At 63.4% G+C, this 17,085-nt stretch carries 21 protein-coding genes; 15 read left to right on the top strand and 6 right to left on the bottom strand.

The annotated features are described in order from the left end of the window. Window positions 1–112: 112 nt before the first annotated feature. A complete protein-coding gene (locus tag LB520_RS03155; protein ID WP_224636397.1) occupies window positions 113–1,177 on the top strand; it encodes a branched-chain amino acid ABC transporter substrate-binding protein in 1,065 nt (354 codons plus the stop codon). After that, window positions 1,177–2,193, top strand: coding sequence for a P1 family peptidase (locus LB520_RS03150; protein WP_224636395.1), 1,017 nt, complete (start codon window positions 1,177–1,179; stop codon window positions 2,191–2,193). Before LB520_RS03155 ends, LB520_RS03150 begins: the two co-directional genes overlap by 1 nt. A 7-nt stretch (window positions 2,194–2,200) precedes the next feature. Here the strand turns inward: LB520_RS03150 and LB520_RS03145 are convergent, their stop codons facing one another. After that, the gene (locus LB520_RS03145) at window positions 2,201–2,458 is read right to left on the bottom strand and encodes a DUF2171 domain-containing protein (RefSeq protein WP_224636392.1); all 258 of its coding nucleotides are present in this window, start codon (window positions 2,456–2,458) and stop codon (window positions 2,201–2,203) included. A gap of 262 nt (window positions 2,459–2,720) precedes the next feature. Here LB520_RS03145 and purB point away from each other — a divergent pair, with 262 nt between their 5' ends. Beyond that, complete coding sequence (gene purB / locus LB520_RS03140) at window positions 2,721–4,028, top strand: adenylosuccinate lyase (RefSeq protein ID WP_224636391.1); 1,308 nt, start codon at window positions 2,721–2,723, stop codon at window positions 4,026–4,028. Between the two features lie 247 nt (window positions 4,029–4,275). Here purB and LB520_RS03135 read toward each other — a convergent pair whose 3' ends face one another. Then, entirely contained in the window at window positions 4,276–5,088 is an 813-nt protein-coding gene (locus tag LB520_RS03135) for a VOC family protein (RefSeq protein ID WP_224628043.1), read from the bottom strand. Between the two features lie 198 nt (window positions 5,089–5,286). On the opposite strand from LB520_RS03135, the gene LB520_RS03130 reads away from it, so the two are divergent. Then, the gene (locus LB520_RS03130) at window positions 5,287–5,844 is read left to right on the top strand and encodes an RBBP9/YdeN family alpha/beta hydrolase (protein WP_224636389.1); all 558 of its coding nucleotides are present in this window, start codon (window positions 5,287–5,289) and stop codon (window positions 5,842–5,844) included. Window positions 5,845–5,994: 150 nt separating this feature from the next. Here the strand turns inward: LB520_RS03130 and LB520_RS03125 are convergent, their stop codons facing one another. Both LB520_RS03125 and LB520_RS03120 read right to left on the bottom strand, forming a co-directional pair. Continuing rightward, window positions 5,995–6,768, bottom strand: coding sequence for an HpcH/HpaI aldolase family protein (locus LB520_RS03125; RefSeq protein WP_095765209.1), 774 nt, complete (start codon window positions 6,766–6,768; stop codon window positions 5,995–5,997). Window positions 6,769–6,987: 219 nt separating this feature from the next. After that, entirely contained in the window at window positions 6,988–7,308 is a 321-nt protein-coding gene (locus LB520_RS03120) for a DUF1476 domain-containing protein (RefSeq protein ID WP_095765208.1), read from the bottom strand. A 274-nt stretch (window positions 7,309–7,582) separates the two neighbouring features. On the opposite strand from LB520_RS03120, the gene purC reads away from it, so the two are divergent. The 5 genes from purC to LB520_RS03095 all read left to right on the top strand — a co-directional run bounded on the left by purC (window position 7,583) and on the right by LB520_RS03095 (window position 10,457). Then, a complete protein-coding gene (gene purC, locus LB520_RS03115) occupies window positions 7,583–8,377 on the top strand; it encodes a phosphoribosylaminoimidazolesuccinocarboxamide synthase (protein WP_040995384.1) in 795 nt (264 codons plus the stop codon). Between the two features lie 64 nt (window positions 8,378–8,441). Then, a complete protein-coding gene (gene purS, locus LB520_RS03110) occupies window positions 8,442–8,681 on the top strand; it encodes a phosphoribosylformylglycinamidine synthase subunit PurS (RefSeq protein ID WP_095765207.1) in 240 nt (79 codons plus the stop codon). 2 nt (window positions 8,682–8,683) lie between these two features. Beyond that, on the top strand, window positions 8,684–9,352 hold the full coding sequence (purQ, locus tag LB520_RS03105) for a phosphoribosylformylglycinamidine synthase subunit PurQ (protein WP_224636387.1): 669 nt from the start codon (window positions 8,684–8,686) through the stop codon (window positions 9,350–9,352). A 39-nt stretch (window positions 9,353–9,391) separates the two neighbouring features. Next, window positions 9,392–9,802, top strand: a complete 411-nt coding sequence (locus tag LB520_RS03100; protein WP_224636386.1) for a hypothetical protein — start codon at window positions 9,392–9,394, stop codon at window positions 9,800–9,802. A gap of 7 nt (window positions 9,803–9,809) precedes the next feature. Continuing rightward, on the top strand, window positions 9,810–10,457 hold the full coding sequence (locus LB520_RS03095; protein WP_224636384.1) for a Pr6Pr family membrane protein: 648 nt from the start codon (window positions 9,810–9,812) through the stop codon (window positions 10,455–10,457). Window positions 10,458–10,461: 4 nt separating this feature from the next. Here LB520_RS03095 and LB520_RS03090 read toward each other — a convergent pair whose 3' ends face one another. After that, window positions 10,462–10,803, bottom strand: a complete 342-nt coding sequence (locus tag LB520_RS03090) for a DUF1127 domain-containing protein (protein WP_411969851.1) — start codon at window positions 10,801–10,803, stop codon at window positions 10,462–10,464. On the opposite strand from LB520_RS03090, the gene LB520_RS03085 reads away from it, so the two are divergent. From LB520_RS03085 to LB520_RS03070, 5 genes are all read left to right on the top strand, one after another. Continuing rightward, complete coding sequence (locus tag LB520_RS03085) at window positions 10,802–12,211, top strand: PLP-dependent aminotransferase family protein (protein WP_224602532.1); 1,410 nt, start codon at window positions 10,802–10,804, stop codon at window positions 12,209–12,211. The genes LB520_RS03090 and LB520_RS03085 overlap by 2 nt on opposite strands. 149 nt (window positions 12,212–12,360) lie before the next feature. Then, the gene (gene purL / locus LB520_RS03080; protein WP_224636383.1) at window positions 12,361–14,592 is read left to right on the top strand and encodes a phosphoribosylformylglycinamidine synthase subunit PurL; all 2,232 of its coding nucleotides are present in this window, start codon (window positions 12,361–12,363) and stop codon (window positions 14,590–14,592) included. A gap of 72 nt (window positions 14,593–14,664) precedes the next feature. Next, window positions 14,665–14,919 (top strand): hypothetical protein, encoded by a 255-nt coding sequence (locus LB520_RS29250; RefSeq protein WP_318012073.1) that lies wholly within the window; start codon window positions 14,665–14,667, stop codon window positions 14,917–14,919. 153 nt (window positions 14,920–15,072) lie between these two features. Next, a complete protein-coding gene (locus LB520_RS29245) occupies window positions 15,073–15,213 on the top strand; it encodes a hypothetical protein (RefSeq protein WP_318012071.1) in 141 nt (46 codons plus the stop codon). A gap of 102 nt (window positions 15,214–15,315) precedes the next feature. Continuing rightward, the gene (locus LB520_RS03070) at window positions 15,316–15,549 is read left to right on the top strand and encodes a BolA/IbaG family iron-sulfur metabolism protein (RefSeq protein ID WP_040995401.1); all 234 of its coding nucleotides are present in this window, start codon (window positions 15,316–15,318) and stop codon (window positions 15,547–15,549) included. Between the two features lie 40 nt (window positions 15,550–15,589). Here the strand turns inward: LB520_RS03070 and LB520_RS03065 are convergent, their stop codons facing one another. Beyond that, the gene (locus LB520_RS03065; protein WP_224636381.1) at window positions 15,590–16,318 is read right to left on the bottom strand and encodes a DJ-1/PfpI family protein; all 729 of its coding nucleotides are present in this window, start codon (window positions 16,316–16,318) and stop codon (window positions 15,590–15,592) included. Between the two features lie 306 nt (window positions 16,319–16,624). Here LB520_RS03065 and grxD point away from each other — a divergent pair, with 306 nt between their 5' ends. Continuing rightward, window positions 16,625–16,960 (top strand): Grx4 family monothiol glutaredoxin, encoded by a 336-nt coding sequence (gene grxD / locus LB520_RS03060; protein ID WP_059185116.1) that lies wholly within the window; start codon window positions 16,625–16,627, stop codon window positions 16,958–16,960. Window positions 16,961–17,085 lie beyond the last annotated feature (125 nt).

The raw sequence follows: 17,085 nt of genomic DNA, 5'->3' as shown, positions 1-17,085 counted from the left end.
GCTTGACCGCAGTCCGCAAATTCGCGTGTTGCGCGGCGCTTAGCCAGCCTTTAGGCATTTCCTGGAATAGTGTCGGGACTGTATTCCCGGCATGGAGGATCTCTTAGCCCGAATGCGTCTTCTCACGACGACATCAGCCGTGCTGCTCTGGTTGTCGCTGGCCGCGAGCGCCGACGCCGAGACGCTGGTCGGCATTGCCGCGCCGCTTTCCGGCCCATCGGCGATCCTCGGCAAGCAGATCGAGGCCGGCGCCGGCCTTGCGGCGGAAGCGAACGACATCGCGATCAAGGCCGTGGACGATGCCTGCACCGCCGATGGCGGCGCCGCAGCAGCGAAGGAATTCGTCGACGCCAAGGTCAATGTCGTGGTGGGCTTTCTCTGCACCGACGCGATCGAGGCGGCGCTGCCGATCCTGAAGGATGCCAACATCCCGGTCATCACGGTCGGCGTGCGCACCGAAAGCCTGACCGACCGGCGCGCCAAGACCAGCTGGCCGGTCTACCGGCTCGGCCCACGCGGCGACGATGAGCGCAATGCGGTCGCCGCCAAGCTAATCCAGCTCTGGCGCGACGACCTGTTCGCCATCGTCGATGACGGCACCATCTATGGCCGCGAGATGGCCGAGACCTTTCGCGCCGCAGCCGAGCAGGCTGCCTTGAAGCCGGTCTTCACCGACACGTTCCGGCCGCAGCTCGACAACCAGATCGGGCTGATCGGCCGGTTGAAAAAGGCCGGCGCGACTAAGGTGTTCGCCGGCGGCGACGGCGAGGATGTCGCCATCATGGGCCGCGACGCCGCCCAGCTCGATGCCGGCATCACCTTTGCCGGAGGCGAAAACCTGCGCACGCCGCCGGGCGATGTGCCCTATCCCGTCGGCACGCTGATGATCGCCCCGCCGGAATGGTCGGAGATCGCCGATCCCAAGGTGGTGCAGGCTTTCGCCGCGAAGAACATCGTGCCCGACGGCTATACGCTTCCGACCTATGCCGCGGTCGAGGTCGCCAAGGCCGCGCTGGCCGGCGCGGACGGCCAGCCGCTCGCCGAGGCGCTGACCGGCCATGATTTCGCGACCGCTCTCGGCACCATCCGCTTCGACGACAAGGGCGATCTCAGCCAGAACCCGTTCCGTATCTTCCGCTTCGACGGGACGCATTTCGTGCCGCTGGAGGAGAAGTGATGTTCCGCACCGGACCGCGCAACCTCATCACCGACGTCGCGGGCCTCAGCGTCGGCAACGCCGCCGACGCCAGGCTGAAATCCGGCGTCACGGTGGTGATATGCGATGAGCCTGCCGTGGCCGGTTTCCAGGTGCTGGGCGGTGCGCCGGGCACGCGCGAGACCGATCTGCTCGAGCCGCAGAATTCGATCGCGACGGTCCATGCCGTCGTTCTGTCCGGCGGCTCGGCCTTCGGCCTCGACGCCGCCTCGGGCGTGCAGGCGGCGCTGCGCGAGAAGAACATCGGTGTCGAGGTCGGCGGCTTCCGCGTGCCGATCGTGCCGGCCGCGATCCTGTTCGACCTGCGCAATGGCGGCGACAAGGACTGGGGCCGTTATCCGCCCTATCGCGAGCTCGGCTATGAGGCCGTGCAGGCGGCGACAGTGGATTTCGAAATCGGCACGGCTGGCGCCGGCACCGGCGCGCTGACCTCCGGGCTGAAAGGCGGGCTGGGCTCCGCCTCGACGGTGCTCGACAGCGGCGTCACCATTGGCGCGCTCGCCGCCGTCAACCCGACCGGCTCGGTGACGGTCGGCCGCAGCCGCCATTTCTGGGCGGCGCCCTTCGAGATCGGCGACGAGTTCGGTGGCCTGGGTTATCCCGCGCCGATGCCTGAAGAGGCCAGGAAGATCCTGCTGAAATACCGCGACAGGCGCGTCGGCGGGCATGGGGAAGCCGGCAGCACTACCATCGCCGTCATCGCCACGGACGCCGTCATGACCAAGGCCGCGGCCAAGCGGCTGGCGATCTCGGCGCATGACGGCTTCGCCCGCGCCATCTGGCCGACGCATACGCCGGCCGACGGCGATCTGGTGTTTGCGCTGGCGACGGGCCGGAGCGGAATAGAACTCGGCGCCGATGCCGCGATCGACCTGTTCGCGGCGGCAGGCGCCACCATGGCGCGCGCGATCAGCCGCGGCGTCTATGCCGCCACGCCCGCCGACGGCGACTTGTTTCCCGTCTGGTCTTCGCGTTGACGGCTAATCAGGTCGGATCGGATTTCTCTTCCTCGAAGGTGACCGCGACATCGGAATTCGCGGAGAGCCATACCTTCTGCCCGTCGATCTCCGCGACCAGCCCAAGCGAAATGTAGTGGTGATGGTCCTTGTGCGAGCCCATGCCGCTATCAGCCTTGGTCAGCTTGATCCGGTCGCCCTCGACCTTGTCGACGGTGCCGATATGGACGCCGTCGGCGCCGATCAGTTCCATGTGTCCGCGTATCTTGCTGATGTCGGTGCTCATGCTGGTCCTCCGCTGGATGGCGATTTGCCCTTTCGGATGCGAGACGGTCGACAATAACAAATGAACGCCGGATTGGATGCATCGCACGGCGCGCCTCGTTCATCGTGGCGTGATAAGCATGACGCTGATGAGACAGATGACAAACCGTCTTGCAGCGCTCGTCGCGGTCAGTACCTGGTTTGCGCGGCAGCGGCGTTGAGCATTGGGCCAGGCTCTGTTAGGACGCGGCCGACGCTTCTCCCAGGCAGGACTTAGAAAACGGATGATCCCTCGCTATTCCCGGCCGGAAATGGTCGCCATCTGGTCGCCCGAAACCCGCTTCCGCATCTGGTTCGAGATCGAGGCGCATGCCTGCGATGCGCTGGCGGAGCTGGGTGTCATTCCGAAGGAAGCGGCGAAGACGATCTGGGAAAAAGGCGGCGCGGCCAAATTCGACGTCGCCAAGATCGACGAGATCGAACGCGTCACCAAGCATGACGTCATCGCTTTCCTGACCCATCTCGCCGAATTCGTCGGACCGGATGCCCGCTTCATCCACCAGGGCATGACCTCGTCGGACGTGCTCGACACCTGCCTTGCGGTGCAGCTGACCCGGGCCAGCGACATCCTGCTCGCCGATATCGACGCCTTGCTTGCGGCGCTGAAGCGCCGCGCCTTCGAGCACAAGGACACCGTCACCATCGGCCGCAGCCATGGCATCCATGCCGAGCCGACCACCTTCGGCGTCAAGCTGGCGCAGGCCTATGCCGAGTTCTCGCGCTGCCGCGAGCGGCTGGTGCACGCGCGCGAAGACATCGCCACCTGCGCCATTTCCGGCGCGGTCGGCACTTTCGCCAACATCGAGCCTTATGTCGAAGAGCATGTGGCGGCAAAGCTTGGCCTGAAGCCGGAGCCGGTGTCCACGCAGGTCATCCCGCGCGACCGCCATGCCATGTTCTTCGCCACGCTTGGCGTCATCGCCTCGTCGGTCGAACGCCTCGCCATAGAGATCCGCCATCTGCAGCGCACCGAGGTGCTGGAAGCGGAAGAGTATTTCTCGCCGGGCCAGAAGGGCTCGTCGGCTATGCCGCACAAGCGCAACCCGGTGCTGACCGAAAACCTCACCGGCCTCGCCCGCATGGTGCGCGCCTACGCCATGCCGGCGATGGAAGACGTGGCGCTCTGGCACGAGCGCGACATTTCGCATTCCTCGGTCGAGCGCATGATCGGGCCGGATGCGACGGTGACGCTGGATTTCGCGCTGTCGCGCCTGACCGGCGTCGTCGACAAGCTGCTCGTCTACCCCGAGAACATGGAGAAGAACCTCAACAAGTTCCGCGGCCTGGTGCATTCACAGCGCGTGCTTCTGGCGCTCACCCAGGCCGGCCTGTCACGCGAGGACGCCTACCGCCTGGTGCAGCGCAACGCCATGAAAGTCTGGGAACACGGCGCCGATTTCCTGGAGGAACTGCTTGGCGACAAGGACGTGACGGCGGCGCTGCCCGAAGCCGAGATCCGCGAGAAATTCGACCTCGGCTATCATACCAAGCATGTCGACACGATCTTCAAGCGGGTGTTCGGGGAAGCTTGAGGCCGAACAAAGGCGCGCGCTGGCGCCAGGCTGGAACACCCCTCATCCGTCTTGTCGCTTCGCGACAAACCACCTTCTCCCACAAGGGGAGAAGGGGGAATTTGGCGCCCGCGCCTCAGCTAATCACCAACGCCACTATTGGCGCCGGCTCCGGCGCGGTTTTCCCTTCTCCCCTTGTGGGAGAAGGTGGATCGGCGCGCTAGCGCCGAGACGGATGAGGGGTGCTCCAGCTTGACGCAGGCGTCGCTCAAGCCTTCCCAGGCACCGTCCTGATCACCGTGCCCCAGGGATCCTCACGGCTCGTCTCCTCCTTCACATTGTCCGAGCGCATCTCGACCCAGGCGAGGCCCGAGCGCGACGGATCGCGGCGGCCGGCGCCGGCGCTCTGCCAGGCATTGGCGCCGATATGGTGGTGGTAATGGCCGGACGACAGGAACACCGCCTGGCCGCCATATTTGGCGACGGTGTCGAAGCCGAACTGGTCATGCCACCAGGCCTCCGCGTCCTCCGGCCGGCCGACACGCAGATGCACATGGCCGACAATGGTGTTTTCCGGCGCGCCCTGCCAGCCGGCATCGCCCGCCGGGACACTGCCCACCACCGCCTGCAAGTTCAGCCGCTCGGTCGCCATGGCAATTCTGTCGCCGTTCCATTTCCAGTCCTGCGGGCGGCGATCGGCATAGATCTCGATGCCGTTGCCTTCCGGATCGGTGAGATAGAGCGCCTCGCTGACCAGATGGTCGGAGGCGCCCTCGATGCCGATGCGATTGGCGGCGGCGTGGCTGATCCAGCGGCCAAGGTCCGCACGCGACGGCAAAAGGAAAGCGGTGTGAAAAAGGCCGGCGCTACGCGGATCGTCGGGCTTGGCCGACGAATCCTGTTCGAGCACCAGCAATGGCCGATTGGCTGCGCCGAGCGTGATCGCGCCGTCGGCGCGGCTCAGTTCCTGCAGGCCGACGACGGCGCGATAATAGGCCGCCAGGCTTTCGGCATCGCGCGCCTTTAGCCCGACACGCGACACGCTGACCGGGGTGGTCGCGGCAAAAGGCAGTTCGCTCATCAAACTCTCCGTTCGGGCAGCGCTTATCCCAGCATGGGATTGTCGTGGCCGCCAGCCCTTGTTCCTTGTTCCCCCCAAATCGTCGATTGCGATCGTTCACACAAGAGAGCAAGAATCGAACAAGTTGTTCACAATTGTGATCGCTCCGAATTTTCCGACAGGGTTGCAGCCAAGAAGGCCGCTCGCTACATCGGCGCCATGAAAGTCAAAGACGCAGATATACTGATCGTGCCGGGCTACACCAATTCCGGCCCCGAGCACTGGCAGACCCGCTGGCAATCGAAACTGTCGACGGCGCGCCGGGTCGAGCAGGCGGAATGGACCAAACCCGTGCGTGAGGACTGGACGGCGAGCGTGGCCAACGCCGTCAACGAGGCCGAGCGGCCCGTGGTACTTGTTGCGCACTCGCTGGGCGTGACGGCGGCGGTGCAGGCCATCCCGCAATTCAAGAAGCCGGTCGCCGGCGCGTTCTTCGTCGCGCCGCCCGACGTCTCCAATCCGGAAATCAGGCCAAGGCATCTGATGACCTTCGGCCCCTATTCGCGCGATCCCCTGCCCTTTCCGTCCATCGTGATCGCCAGCCGCAACGATCCATTCTGCGCCTTCGCAGTCGCCGAGGACATTGCCGCCGCCTGGGGATCGCTCTTCATCGACGCCGGCGAGGCAGGCCATCTCAACCACGACGCCGGCTTCGGCCCGTGGCCCGAGGGTTCGATGACTTTCGCCAAATTCCTGACGGAACTGAAGCAGCCCTGAGACGGCCCAAGGTGTGTTGAGATTCAGGTCAGGCTGAGTCGAAAATGGTGGATTCCGAGAACCGGAGCGGAGCGTACTTAAAGTACGTGAGCACCGGAAGCGCAGGAAACCGCCATTTGCAGGCCGGCCTCACCTGAATATCAGCACACCTTAGGAGCCGATTGAATCCCGCATGCTTTTCAGCAGCGTTTTCGCGCCGAGCGAGATCAGCGTGTGGTCCGAGCCCATGGCGAGCAGCCGAAAACCCATCGACACGACACGCCCGGCAATCGCCGGTTCGATGACATAGATCGCGGCATGCTTGCCGGCCTTGCGGGTCCGCTCGGCGATCGACGCGACCGTCTCCATCATGCTTTCCAGCGTCGAATTGATGGTGGTGCCGTTCGACCAGGCGATCGAGAAATCCGACGGACCGACGAAGATGCCGTCGATGCCGGGCGTATCCAAAATACCGTCCAGCGCCTCGAGGGCAGCCCGCGTCTCGACCATGGCAAAAGCCATGGTGCGCTGGTTCGTGTCGCGCAGCCATTCGGCATGGTCGCCCTTGCCATGGCGCGGGAAAGCATAGGTCGGGCCCCAGGAGCGTTCGCCCAGCGGCGGATATTTCATCGCGGCGGCGAATTGCCTTGCATCGGCCACGGAGTTCACCATCGGCGCGATCACCGCCTCGGCGCCGAAATCGAGCGCGCGGCTCGCCATGTCGAAGCGCCCGACCGGAATGCGCACCAGCGCCGGCTTGTTGGCGGCTAGAACCGGCACCAGGCCGCGCAGCACGCTGTCCTCATGGTGGCCGCCATGCTGCATGTCGAGCGTGACGGCATCAAAACCCTGCTTGGCGATGATCTCGACCGTCAGCGCGTCCGGCACGCCCGACCAGGCGGTGAACAGCGTTTCGTCGGCGGCCAGGCGGGACTTGAGCGACATCGGAAGTTTCCTTGTGAACAATCCGCAGTTTTGGCCGGAAACGACGCGAAGGCAAAGAAAAACCGCCCGGTTTGGCCGAGCGGTCGATTGGTCCAGTCAGAGCACTTCCAGGAAAAGTGTGTATCGGTTTTCCGTCCGGAATTGCGTAAAAACAAAGAGATAGAGAATGATGCCGAAAAGCGCGAAGCGGTTCTCGGACGACACCATGTCCGCACAGCCTCAGCTGTTCTTGATCTCCTCGATCGCCTGCGCCATCAGCTCGTCCATGGTGCGGCGGATCTGATGGTCGGACTGGGCGACGCCGGCCGCGTCAAAATCCGTGCGTATCTTGCGGAAAACATCGTGGTCGCCCGCTTCCTCGATATCGGAGACCACCACTTCCTTGGCATAGGCTTCGGCATCGGCGCCGGATTTGCCCAGTTTCTCGGCGGCCCACAGGCCAAGCGCCTTGTTGCGGCGCGCCGCGGCCTTGAAGCGAAGCTCCTCGTCGAAGGCGAATTTGCGCTCAAAACCCTCTTCGCGGTCTTTCATGCTGCTCATAACGTCCCTCCGATCAATCCGATTCGCTTGGCGGTGAATATGTGTGGTGGGCAAGCACAAACCAAAAGGCCGCGGGCCGGTCAATATGCTTCGTCGCATGCTGCGCTGCGGCATTTCAGTCCCGAAAGCGGTTGATTCGCGGGATTTGCCGATTGAGCAAACAAGACGATTGCGATAACACCGGCATTGAACGCCGCCTTCGCCATACTAATTTAGGCAGACGGGCAGGAACCGGTCACTCGCCGCTTGCCCGCAGATCCAGAGAAAAAATCAAATGAAAAATCGCCGCCGCATTTACGAAGGCAAGGCCAAGATCCTCTATGAGGGCCCTGAGCCGGGGACGCTGATCCAGTTTTTCAAGGACGATGCCACCGCTTTCAACAAGAAGAAGCATGAAGTGGTCGATGGCAAGGGCGTGCTCAACAACCGCATTTCCGAACACATCTTCAATCACTTGAACCGGATGGGCATCCCGACCCATTTCATCCGCCGGCTCAACATGCGCGAGCAGTTGATCAAGGAAGTCGAGATCATCCCGCTCGAGGTGGTGGTTCGCAATGTCGCCGCCGGCTCGCTATCCAAGCGCCTCGGCATCGAGGAAGGCACGGTGCTGCCGCGCTCGATCATCGAATTCTACTACAAGGCCGACGCGCTCGACGACCCGATGGTGTCGGAAGAGCACATCACCGCCTTCGGCTGGGCAAGCCCCCAGGAAATCGACGACATCATGGCTTTGGCCATCCGCGTCAACGACTTCCTGTCCGGCCTGTTCCTCGGCGTCGGCATCCAGCTGGTCGACTTCAAGATCGAATGCGGCCGCCTGTTCGAGGGCGACATGATGCGCATCGTCGTCGCCGACGAGATCTCGCCGGACTCCTGCAGGCTGTGGGACGTCGCCACCCAGGACAAGCTCGACAAGGACCGTTTCCGCCGCGACATGGGCGGTCTGGTCGAAGCCTATCAGGAAGTTGCCCGCCGTCTCGGCATCATCAACGAGAACGAGCCGCCGCGCCCGACGGGCCCTGTGCTCGTCGCCTCTTCCGAGGCGCCCAAGGGCCTGAAGCACTGAATATTGACGGGCCTGCCGGACAATGGCAGGCCTTTCCCAAACGACGATCTGCCCAGGAGCATCGATGAAAGCCCGTATCACCGTGACCCTCAAGAACGGCGTCCTCGACCCGCAGGGCAAGGCGATCGAGCACGCGCTCTCCGGGCTGGGCTTCGATGGCGTCGGCCAAGTGCGGCAAGGCAAGGTGTTCGACATCGAACTCGCCGGAACCGACAAGGCCAAGGCCGAAGCCGACCTCAAGGCCATGTGCGACAAGCTTCTGGCGAACACGGTGATCGAGAACTACGCGGTGGAGATCGCCTGACAATGAAATCAGCCGTCGTCCTCCTGCCTGGCCTCAACCGCGACCGCGACATGATCGGGGCGCTGACCAAGATTTCCGGCCATGCGCCGGCGACCGTCTGGCAGACCGACACTGAAATCCCCGATGTCGACCTGATCGCTATCCCGGGCGGCTTCTCCTTCGGCGACTATCTGCGCTGCGGCGCCATCGCGGCGCGCATGCCGGTGATGCGCGCGGTCGCCGAAAAGGCGGCCAAGGGCGTGACCGTTATCGGCGTCTGCAACGGTTTTCAGATTCTGGTCGAGGCGGGATTGCTGCCCGGTGCCCTGATGCGCAACGCCTCGCTGAAATTCGTCTGCCGGCAGGTGAAGCTCGAGATCGCCAACGCCAACACCATGTTCACCCGCGGCTACCAGCCCGGACAGGTCATCCGCTCGCCGGTGGCGCATCATGACGGCAACTATTTCGCCGATGTCGAGACGCTTGCCCGGCTCGAAGGCGAAGGCCAGGTGGTGTTCCGCTATGCGGAAAACACCAACCCCAACGGCTCGATCAACGACATTGCCGGCATCGTCAACGACAAGGGCAATGTGCTCGGCCTGATGCCGCATCCGGAAAACCTGATCGAGGCGGCGCATGGCGGCGAGGACGGACGGGCGCTGTTCGAAAGCGCGCTCGGCATCGCTGCCTGATCCTTTAACATCCTATCGGAACGCGGGGGCGGACTGACTATGAGACTGACGATCGCTCGCCTTGCTCTCCTGGCCGCCGCCGGGCTCGCCTTGGCTTCCTGCCAGTCCAGCCCCAAAACGACGCCGGTTCCCTCGGGCAAGAGCGCCTCGCTGCTCGCGATGGAACAGGTTGCCATCGCAGCGCACAAATGCTGGATCGCCAGCAAGGACCCGGCCTTCAAGGCCTACCAGATGGCCAACGAGCTCAATTCCTACAGCGGCACGCCGCGCTTCCTGCTGGTGCCAGCCAAGCATTATGGCGGCAAGCCGCTGCTGGTCGTGCAGGCGCAGGGCAGTTCCAACCGCGTCGACGCCTTTGGCCCGCTGATGAACGAGCCGCTCGGCGCGCGCATCGGTTCCGATATCGCCCGCTGGCAGGCCGGCAATCCGTCCTGCGCGGCTGCCGCCTGAGGTTGTGATGGCCCGGTTCCTGCAGACCGCGGGACTGGCTGTCGGGCTGATTGCGCTTGTTCTGCAATTCGCCATCACTATCCCGGCATCGATGGCCGCAGGCCGCGGCCTGCTCAGCTCGATCGTCTTCTATTTCAGCTTCTTCACCGTCCTGACCAACATCGCCGCTGTGATGGTGCACGCCTCGCTGCTGTCACCCGCCGGCTATGCCTGGTTCCCGGCCTTTGCCGGACCGCGGACGCGGACTGGCGTCGCCGTGGCCATGACTTTGGTTTTCATCGTCTACACCACAGTCCTGGCGAAGCTCTGGCAGCCGCGGGGTTTGTTCCTGCTCTGCGACGTCCTCTTGCACTATATGACGCCGGCGCTGTTCGTGCTGTGGTGGCTGGTGGCGGGCGCCGATGGCAGGCGGCAGTGGAGCGACATCGCCTGGTGGATGATCTATCCGGTCGCCTATCTCGCCTACGCGCTGATACGCGCGCCCTTCGCCGGCGAAGTACCCTACCCATTCCTCGACGTCGCCAAGAACGGCGCCGCCAACGTTGCCGTTTCGGCGCTTGGCGTCACGGCCCTGTTCATCGCATTGAGCGTGCTCGCCGTGCTTGTCGATCACGGTATCGGCCGGTTGCGAAGAAAGCCCGCAACCCGAAGATAGACCATCATTCCCAAAATGGCCTGATGCCTTCGCGATGGGCGTCGCAGCGCGAGACGCCGATATCCTTGAGCTGCTCGTCCGTCATCTCCATGAGCGCGAGGCGGCCGCGCCTGCGCTCCAGCATCCGGTCGAACTGCCTTACGAGGGAACGGAGCACAACCGCCGTGCGGCCGACGAAGCCACGATGGGCCAAGGGATCGACCTGCGCGCCAGAAACCGGGCGAGCATAGCGAATTGTCTCGATTGTATCCATTGTCATTCTGCCTTGTTCCGATTGTACCTTCCCAATCGCGAGATCGATATGAATTGACTCATCGCGCGGTGCAATATAGAAAATTGTCACCATGACAAATTGGCTCCCCGATCTTTCCTCTGGCTCCGGTCCGCTCTATCAGCGCCTTGCTGACAGCATTGAGTCAGATATCGACAAGGGCGTTATCGACGCCGGTGCAAAACTGCCGCCGCAACGCGACCTCGCCTACGACATCGGCACGACCGTCGGCACCATCGGCAGGGCCTATCAGCTGCTGCGCGAGCGGGGCCTTGTGAGCGGCGAGGTCGGCCGCGGCACCTATGTGCTAGGCCAGCGCGCCGCAGACCCGAAGCCGGATTTGGAACCTGCCATCCAGGGCACGCGCCCCATCGATGCGCCAAGCGGCAAGCTGCGCTTCGACAGCACCGCCGCGCCCGATGTCGGCCAGGGCGCGGTGATAGCCGACATGCTGGCACGCACGGCGCAGGAGCATCCGCACGACATTTCGAGCTATACGCGGGATTTTCCCGAACGCTGGTATGAGGCAGGCAGCCGCTGGCTGGCGCGCAATGCCTTCCGCCCCTCGCTCGATTCGATCGTGCCGACGCTGGGCACCCATGCTGCAGTCATGGCGGCGATCGCGGCGCTGACCATGCCCGGCGACTACGTGGTCTTCGAGCACCTCACCTATTCGCAGATCGCGCGCAGCGCCGGGCTGATCGGCCGCCGCACGGCGCTGGTTTTGACTGATGAGGGCGGTATCGACCCGGATGATTTCGAGCGCGTCTGCGCTCAGAAACATCCAAAGCTGATGTTCCTGATGCCGACCGCTAAGAACCCGACGCTGGTGACGTTGTCGGCGGAGCGGCGGCAGGCGATCGCCAAGATCGCGCGTGAGTACAATGTCGCGCTGATCGAGGACGATCTTTACGGCGAACTCACCGACGACCCGACACCGCTGCTGGCCGAATACGCGCCCGAGCGCACGATCGTCGCCGGCGGCCTGTCAAAGTCGGTCGCGGCAGGCGTGCGCGGCGGCTGGCTTTCCTGCCCACCGGCCTATCGCCACCGCATCCGTGTCGCGCACAAGATGATGACCGGCGGCCTGCCCTTTCTGCTGGCCGAGGTCGGCACGAGGCTGGTGATGTCGGGCCAGGCGGGCGAGATCCGCAAGCGCTGCATTGGCGAAATCCAGGTGCGCCTCGCTATCGTGCGCGAAGTGCTGGCGGGTTTTGATTTCAAGGCGCGCGACAACGTGCCCTTCGTCTGGCTGACCTTGCCGGACCCGTGGCTGTCCGGCACTTTCAAGAACGCCTGCCTGGCGCAAGGCGTGCTCATCGACGACGAGGACGAGTTCAAGGCCGGCCGCTCCGAGCAGGTCTTTCACGGCGTGCGCTTTGGCGTGTCGCAGCCGCGGCAAAGCTCGGATGTCGCCGGCGGCGTCGCCGTCATCCGCCGCCTGCTTGACGAAGGCCGCGCCGGCTACGACAGTTTTTCCTGATCAAGCTGGCGAGCTCTAGGCCCTGGCCTCCGCCGGCAGGGGCCGTTTTCCGGCTTTTTTCGTCATCCGGTGGGGTGTATCGCGCGAAAGCTTGCGATAAGAGGAGACTCAAAGAAACTCCCCTCTTCCACGGACAAAAATCGCCGCTCATGACCATTTCCAATTCCGTGCCGATCACTCCCGAGCTCGTCGCCGCGCATGGGCTGAAGCCGGACGAATACCAGCGCATCCTCGATCTGGTCGGCCGCGAGCCAAGCTTCACCGAGCTCGGCATCTTCTCGGCGATGTGGAACGAGCACTGCTCCTACAAGTCCTCCAAGAAATGGCTGCGCACGCTGCCGACCAGCGGTCCGCAGGTCATCCAGGGTCCAGGCGAGAATGCCGGTGTGGTCGACATCGGCGACGGTGACTGCGTCGTCTTCAAGATGGAGAGCCACAACCACCCCTCTTACATCGAACCTTATCAGGGTGCCGCGACCGGCGTCGGCGGCATCCTGCGCGACGTCTTCACAATGGGCGCCAGGCCGGTGGCGGCAATGAACGCGCTTCGCTTCGGCGCGCCGGATCATCCCAAGACCCGGCACCTTGTCGCGGGCGTGGTTTCGGGCGTCGGCGGCTACGGCAATTCCTTCGGCGTGCCGACCGTCGGCGGCGAAGTCAATTTCGATGCTCGCTACAACGGCAACATTCTGGTCAATGCCTTCGCGGCGGGTCTTGCCAAGACCAACGCCATCTTCCTGTCGCAGGCCAAGGGCGTCGGCCTGCCGGTCGTCTATCTCGGCGCCAAGACCGGGCGCGACGGCGTCGGCGGCGCCACCATGGCCTCGGCCGAATTCGACGACAAGATCGAGGAGAAGCGTCCGACCGTGCAGGTCGGAGATCCCTTCACCGAAAAATGCCTGCTGGAGGCCTGCCTCGAGCTGATGGCGTCGGGCGCCGTCATCGCCATCCAGGACATGGGTGCCGCCGGCCTGACCTGCTCCGCCGTGGAGATGGGCGCCAAGGGCGACCTCGGCATCGAGCTCGACCTCGACAAGGTGCCGGTGCGCGAGGAGCGCATGAGCGCCTATGAGATGATGCTGTCGGAAAGCCAGGAGCGCATGCTGATGGTGCTGCGCCCGGAAAAGGAAGAGGAAGCCGAGGCGATCTTCCGCAAATGGGGCCTCGACTTCGCCATCGTCGGCAAGACCACCGATGATCTGCGCTTCCGCGTCATCCATCAGGGTGACGAGGTCGCCAATCTGCCGATCAAGGAACTGGGCGACCAGGCGCCGGAATATGACCGCCCCTGGGTCGAGGCGAAGAAACCAACGCCGCTTGCCGCGAACGACGCGCCGAAGGCCGATGTCGCCGACGCGCTGCTCAAGATGCTGGGGGGGCCGGATCTCTCCTCGCGCCGCTGGGTGTGGGAGCAGTATGACACGCTGATCCAGGGCAATTCGCTACAGCTTCCAGGCGGCGATGCCGGCGTCGTGCGCGTCGAAGGTCACCCGACCAAGGCGCTGGCCTTTTCCTCCGACGTCACGCCGCGCTACTGCGAGGCCGATCCTTACGAAGGCGGCAAGCAGGCTGTGGCCGAATGCTGGCGCAACCTGACGGCAACGGGCGCCCTGCCGCTTGCTGCCACCGACAATCTCAATTTCGGCAATCCGGAGCGGCCGGAGATCATGGGTCAGCTCGTCGGCGCCATCAAAGGCATCGGGGATGCCTGCCGCGCGCTCGGCTTCCCGATCGTGTCGGGCAATGTCTCGCTCTACAACGAAACCAATGGCCGCGGCATCCTGCCGACCCCGACGATCGGCGGCGTCGGCCTCATCGCCGACTGGTCGAAGATGGCGCGCATCGGCTTTGCCGCCGAGGGCCAGATGATCGTGCTTGTCGGCGCGCCACCGACATGGGGCAGCCATCTCGGCCAGTCCGCCTATATGCGTGACATCCATGGCCGCTCCGACGGTCCGCCGCCGCCCGTCGACCTCGCGCATGAGAAGCGCGTCGGCGACCATGTGCGCTCGCTGATCGCTTCCGGCATCGTGACATCGGCCCACGATGTCTCCGACGGCGGCCTGGCGGTAGCGCTGGCCGAAATGGCTATGGCCTCCGGCATCGGCGCCACCATCCCCGGCCTCACCGGCACCGACCCGATTCCGGTCTGGTTCGGCGAGGACCAAGGCCGCTATCTATTGACGTTATCAATCGACCCGCAAAGCGGCGAATGGGACAGGATCCGCGAGGAGCAGAGCAAGCTCGGCATCTTCGCGCCATGGATCGGCACCACCGGCGGACGTGAATTGAAGCTGGGTGACGCACGGCCGATCCCGGTCAGTGAATTGACCGCCGCCCATGAGGGCTGGTTCCCGCGCTTCATGGATCAGGCCAGTTGACCAGAAGCATGTCTCCCGAAAGTGTGCAGCGGTTTCGGGAAAAAGACATGCTTAACGTAAAAGACCTAAATCATGTCGCATAAATCCTTTTTTATGCGACATGATTTAACCGCCAGGGCGCTGGTCGCAGTCGTCTTCTGGCCGTCTCTGTTCTTCTTCTGGTTTCTCGGACCGTTCGCCCTGTTCCTGCTGTCGACGACGTCGAGCGAGATCTGCCCCCGGCTAGAAACCCGCGCCGAGTTCCTGGCGGCGGCAAACGGCACGCTGCCGATGCTCATCGTGCAGAGCCTGATCTACGCGGTTCCAATCGCCTGTCTCGTGCTGTGAAACAGGTTTTCTCCGGAGCCGGCGCGGGCAAAGCACATCGCGACCTGCATCAAGCTCTTTGCCGTTGCCGCCGCGGTCGGGGCGGTTTGGGACTATGGCTCGTCCTTGATCTGCGACGGCTACGGTCAAGCCTTCTTCTCAACTGCATGGCGGATGACGAGCTATCTTCCCATCGTCGGCCTGCTGATCAACGTCCCGCTCTACGTGCTGGTCTTCAGCCTCGGCCGCGCCTATTCGACGCGCGATGACATCAGCGAGGACGGTGTGCTTCATCCGAGCCCGGATAATTCCTAGGCTTCCTTCTGCGACGGAACGGCTTCAATCCGGGCTGGAAAGGTTCTAGGCTCTACCCCGAGTCACACCACACAGCCTGCCCGCTTGAAACAGGATTTTGCCATGGCAATGGATGCCCACGACATCGAAAAACTGATCAAGGAAGGCATTCCCGACGCCAAGGTGACCATCCGCGATCTGGCCGGCGACGGCGATCATTATGCGGCCGAAGTGGTGGCCGAGAGTTTCCGGGGCAAAAGCCGCGTCCAGCAGCACCAGATGGTCTATGACGCGCTGAAGGGCAAGATGGGGGGTGTCCTGCATGCTCTGGCGCTGCAGACCAGCGTTCCGGACTAGTGGTTGAAATCTGACGGCTGGTACTGGAGTTGTAGGTCCCTTAGCGCGGAAATTTCCCGGGGATGACCAATTTTTTGAGTCCTTCGCGAATCCCCGTGTAGACCTTTTCGTTGCGTTGAACCATGAGCGCGATGGCCGCCTCAGATGCCTTGTCAGGGTGACCTGAATCAAAGGGAGGAGACGGGTCGTACTCGATCCCGAGTTGGATGGCTTGCGCGACCTCCGGTCCAGCAAGTTCGGCGACGATGCGGAATGCGAAGTCAATCCCCGAAGTGACGCCGCCCGAGGTGAAGACATTGCCGTCGCGCACTACCCGCCCCTTTTCGTGACTGGCGCCGACCAAGGGGAGCAGATCGACGTAGGCCCAATGTGTCGCAGCCCTACGTCCCTTCAACAACCCGGCTGCACCAAGAAGAAAGGCGCCCATGCAAACGGAGGTTACATATTCTGCCTGCTCGCCCTGGCGACGAATGAAGTCGACCGTCTCGAAATCGGCGAGAGCTTCCACAACGCCTGCGCCACCGGGCAGGCAAATCAGGTCTAGCGGGGGACAGCTCTGAAACGTGCAGGTGGGCATGATGCCGAGACCGCGGTCGCTCGAAACCGGTAGCATGGTCTTCGCGACAACGTGGGTTCTCGATTGAGGGAACTTGCTGGCGGCAGAGATCGAGGCAGGCGTTCCAAGCCGGCTCAAGACTTCAAACGGGCCAGTAAAGTCGAGTTGCGTGATTCCAGGGAAGATCACGAAGCCGATATCGAAACCGGACATGCCGCATTCGCCTCCAAATGCCCAGAACGCCGGCTTGGCGCAGTGGAGATCATCGCGCTTGGTGAAGATATGCGCAACGGGTCATAGCTCCGAGGGGGCAGATCTGGGCCGGGAGACGTCTTCCGCATCGGGCACCAAGCTCAGATTCATCACTACGAATCCACCGTCACTCGGTTTGGCCCAAACCGCGCCGACTTTTGCGCCATTGGGCCAGCGTCACGGCTAACGTCTTGTTTCAGCCAACCTATGGGTTTATTTGAAGGACATGCTTCGAGCCTGACTCCCACAGGCATGAAAGGATTGTCCATGACCGGCATCAACGACTACATCGATAATGAAGTGAAGAGCAACGACGTCGTGCTCTTCATGAAGGGCACACCCGGCTTCCCGCAATGCGGGTTCTCCGGACAGGTGGTGCAGATCCTCGATTATATCGGGGCCGACTACAAAGGCGTCAACGTGCTCGACTCTGCCGAATTGCGCCAGGGCATCAAGGATTATTCCAACTGGCCGACCATCCCGCAGCTCTATGTGAAGGGCGAATTCGTCGGCGGTTGCGACATCGTGCGCGAGATGTTCCAAGCCGGTGAATTGCAGGACTTTCTGGTCGAAAAGGGCGTCAGCGTCAAAGGCGCCGCCTGATCGGATTGCGTCGGCGACCGGCCGGCGGACACTAGCTTCCGGGGCTGCCCCCACCTCGGCATTGTAGTTCTCGGATTCGAGAACGAGACGAATGGATGCGCCGGTAATCCGGCGCATGTTCGTTT

It is taken from the genome of Mesorhizobium sp. CA12 (assembly GCF_020165255.1).
Classification (GTDB): domain Bacteria; phylum Pseudomonadota; class Alphaproteobacteria; order Rhizobiales; family Rhizobiaceae; genus Mesorhizobium.
Note: the sequence above shows the minus strand (reverse complement) of the source record. Positions and strands in the feature narration are given on the sequence as shown.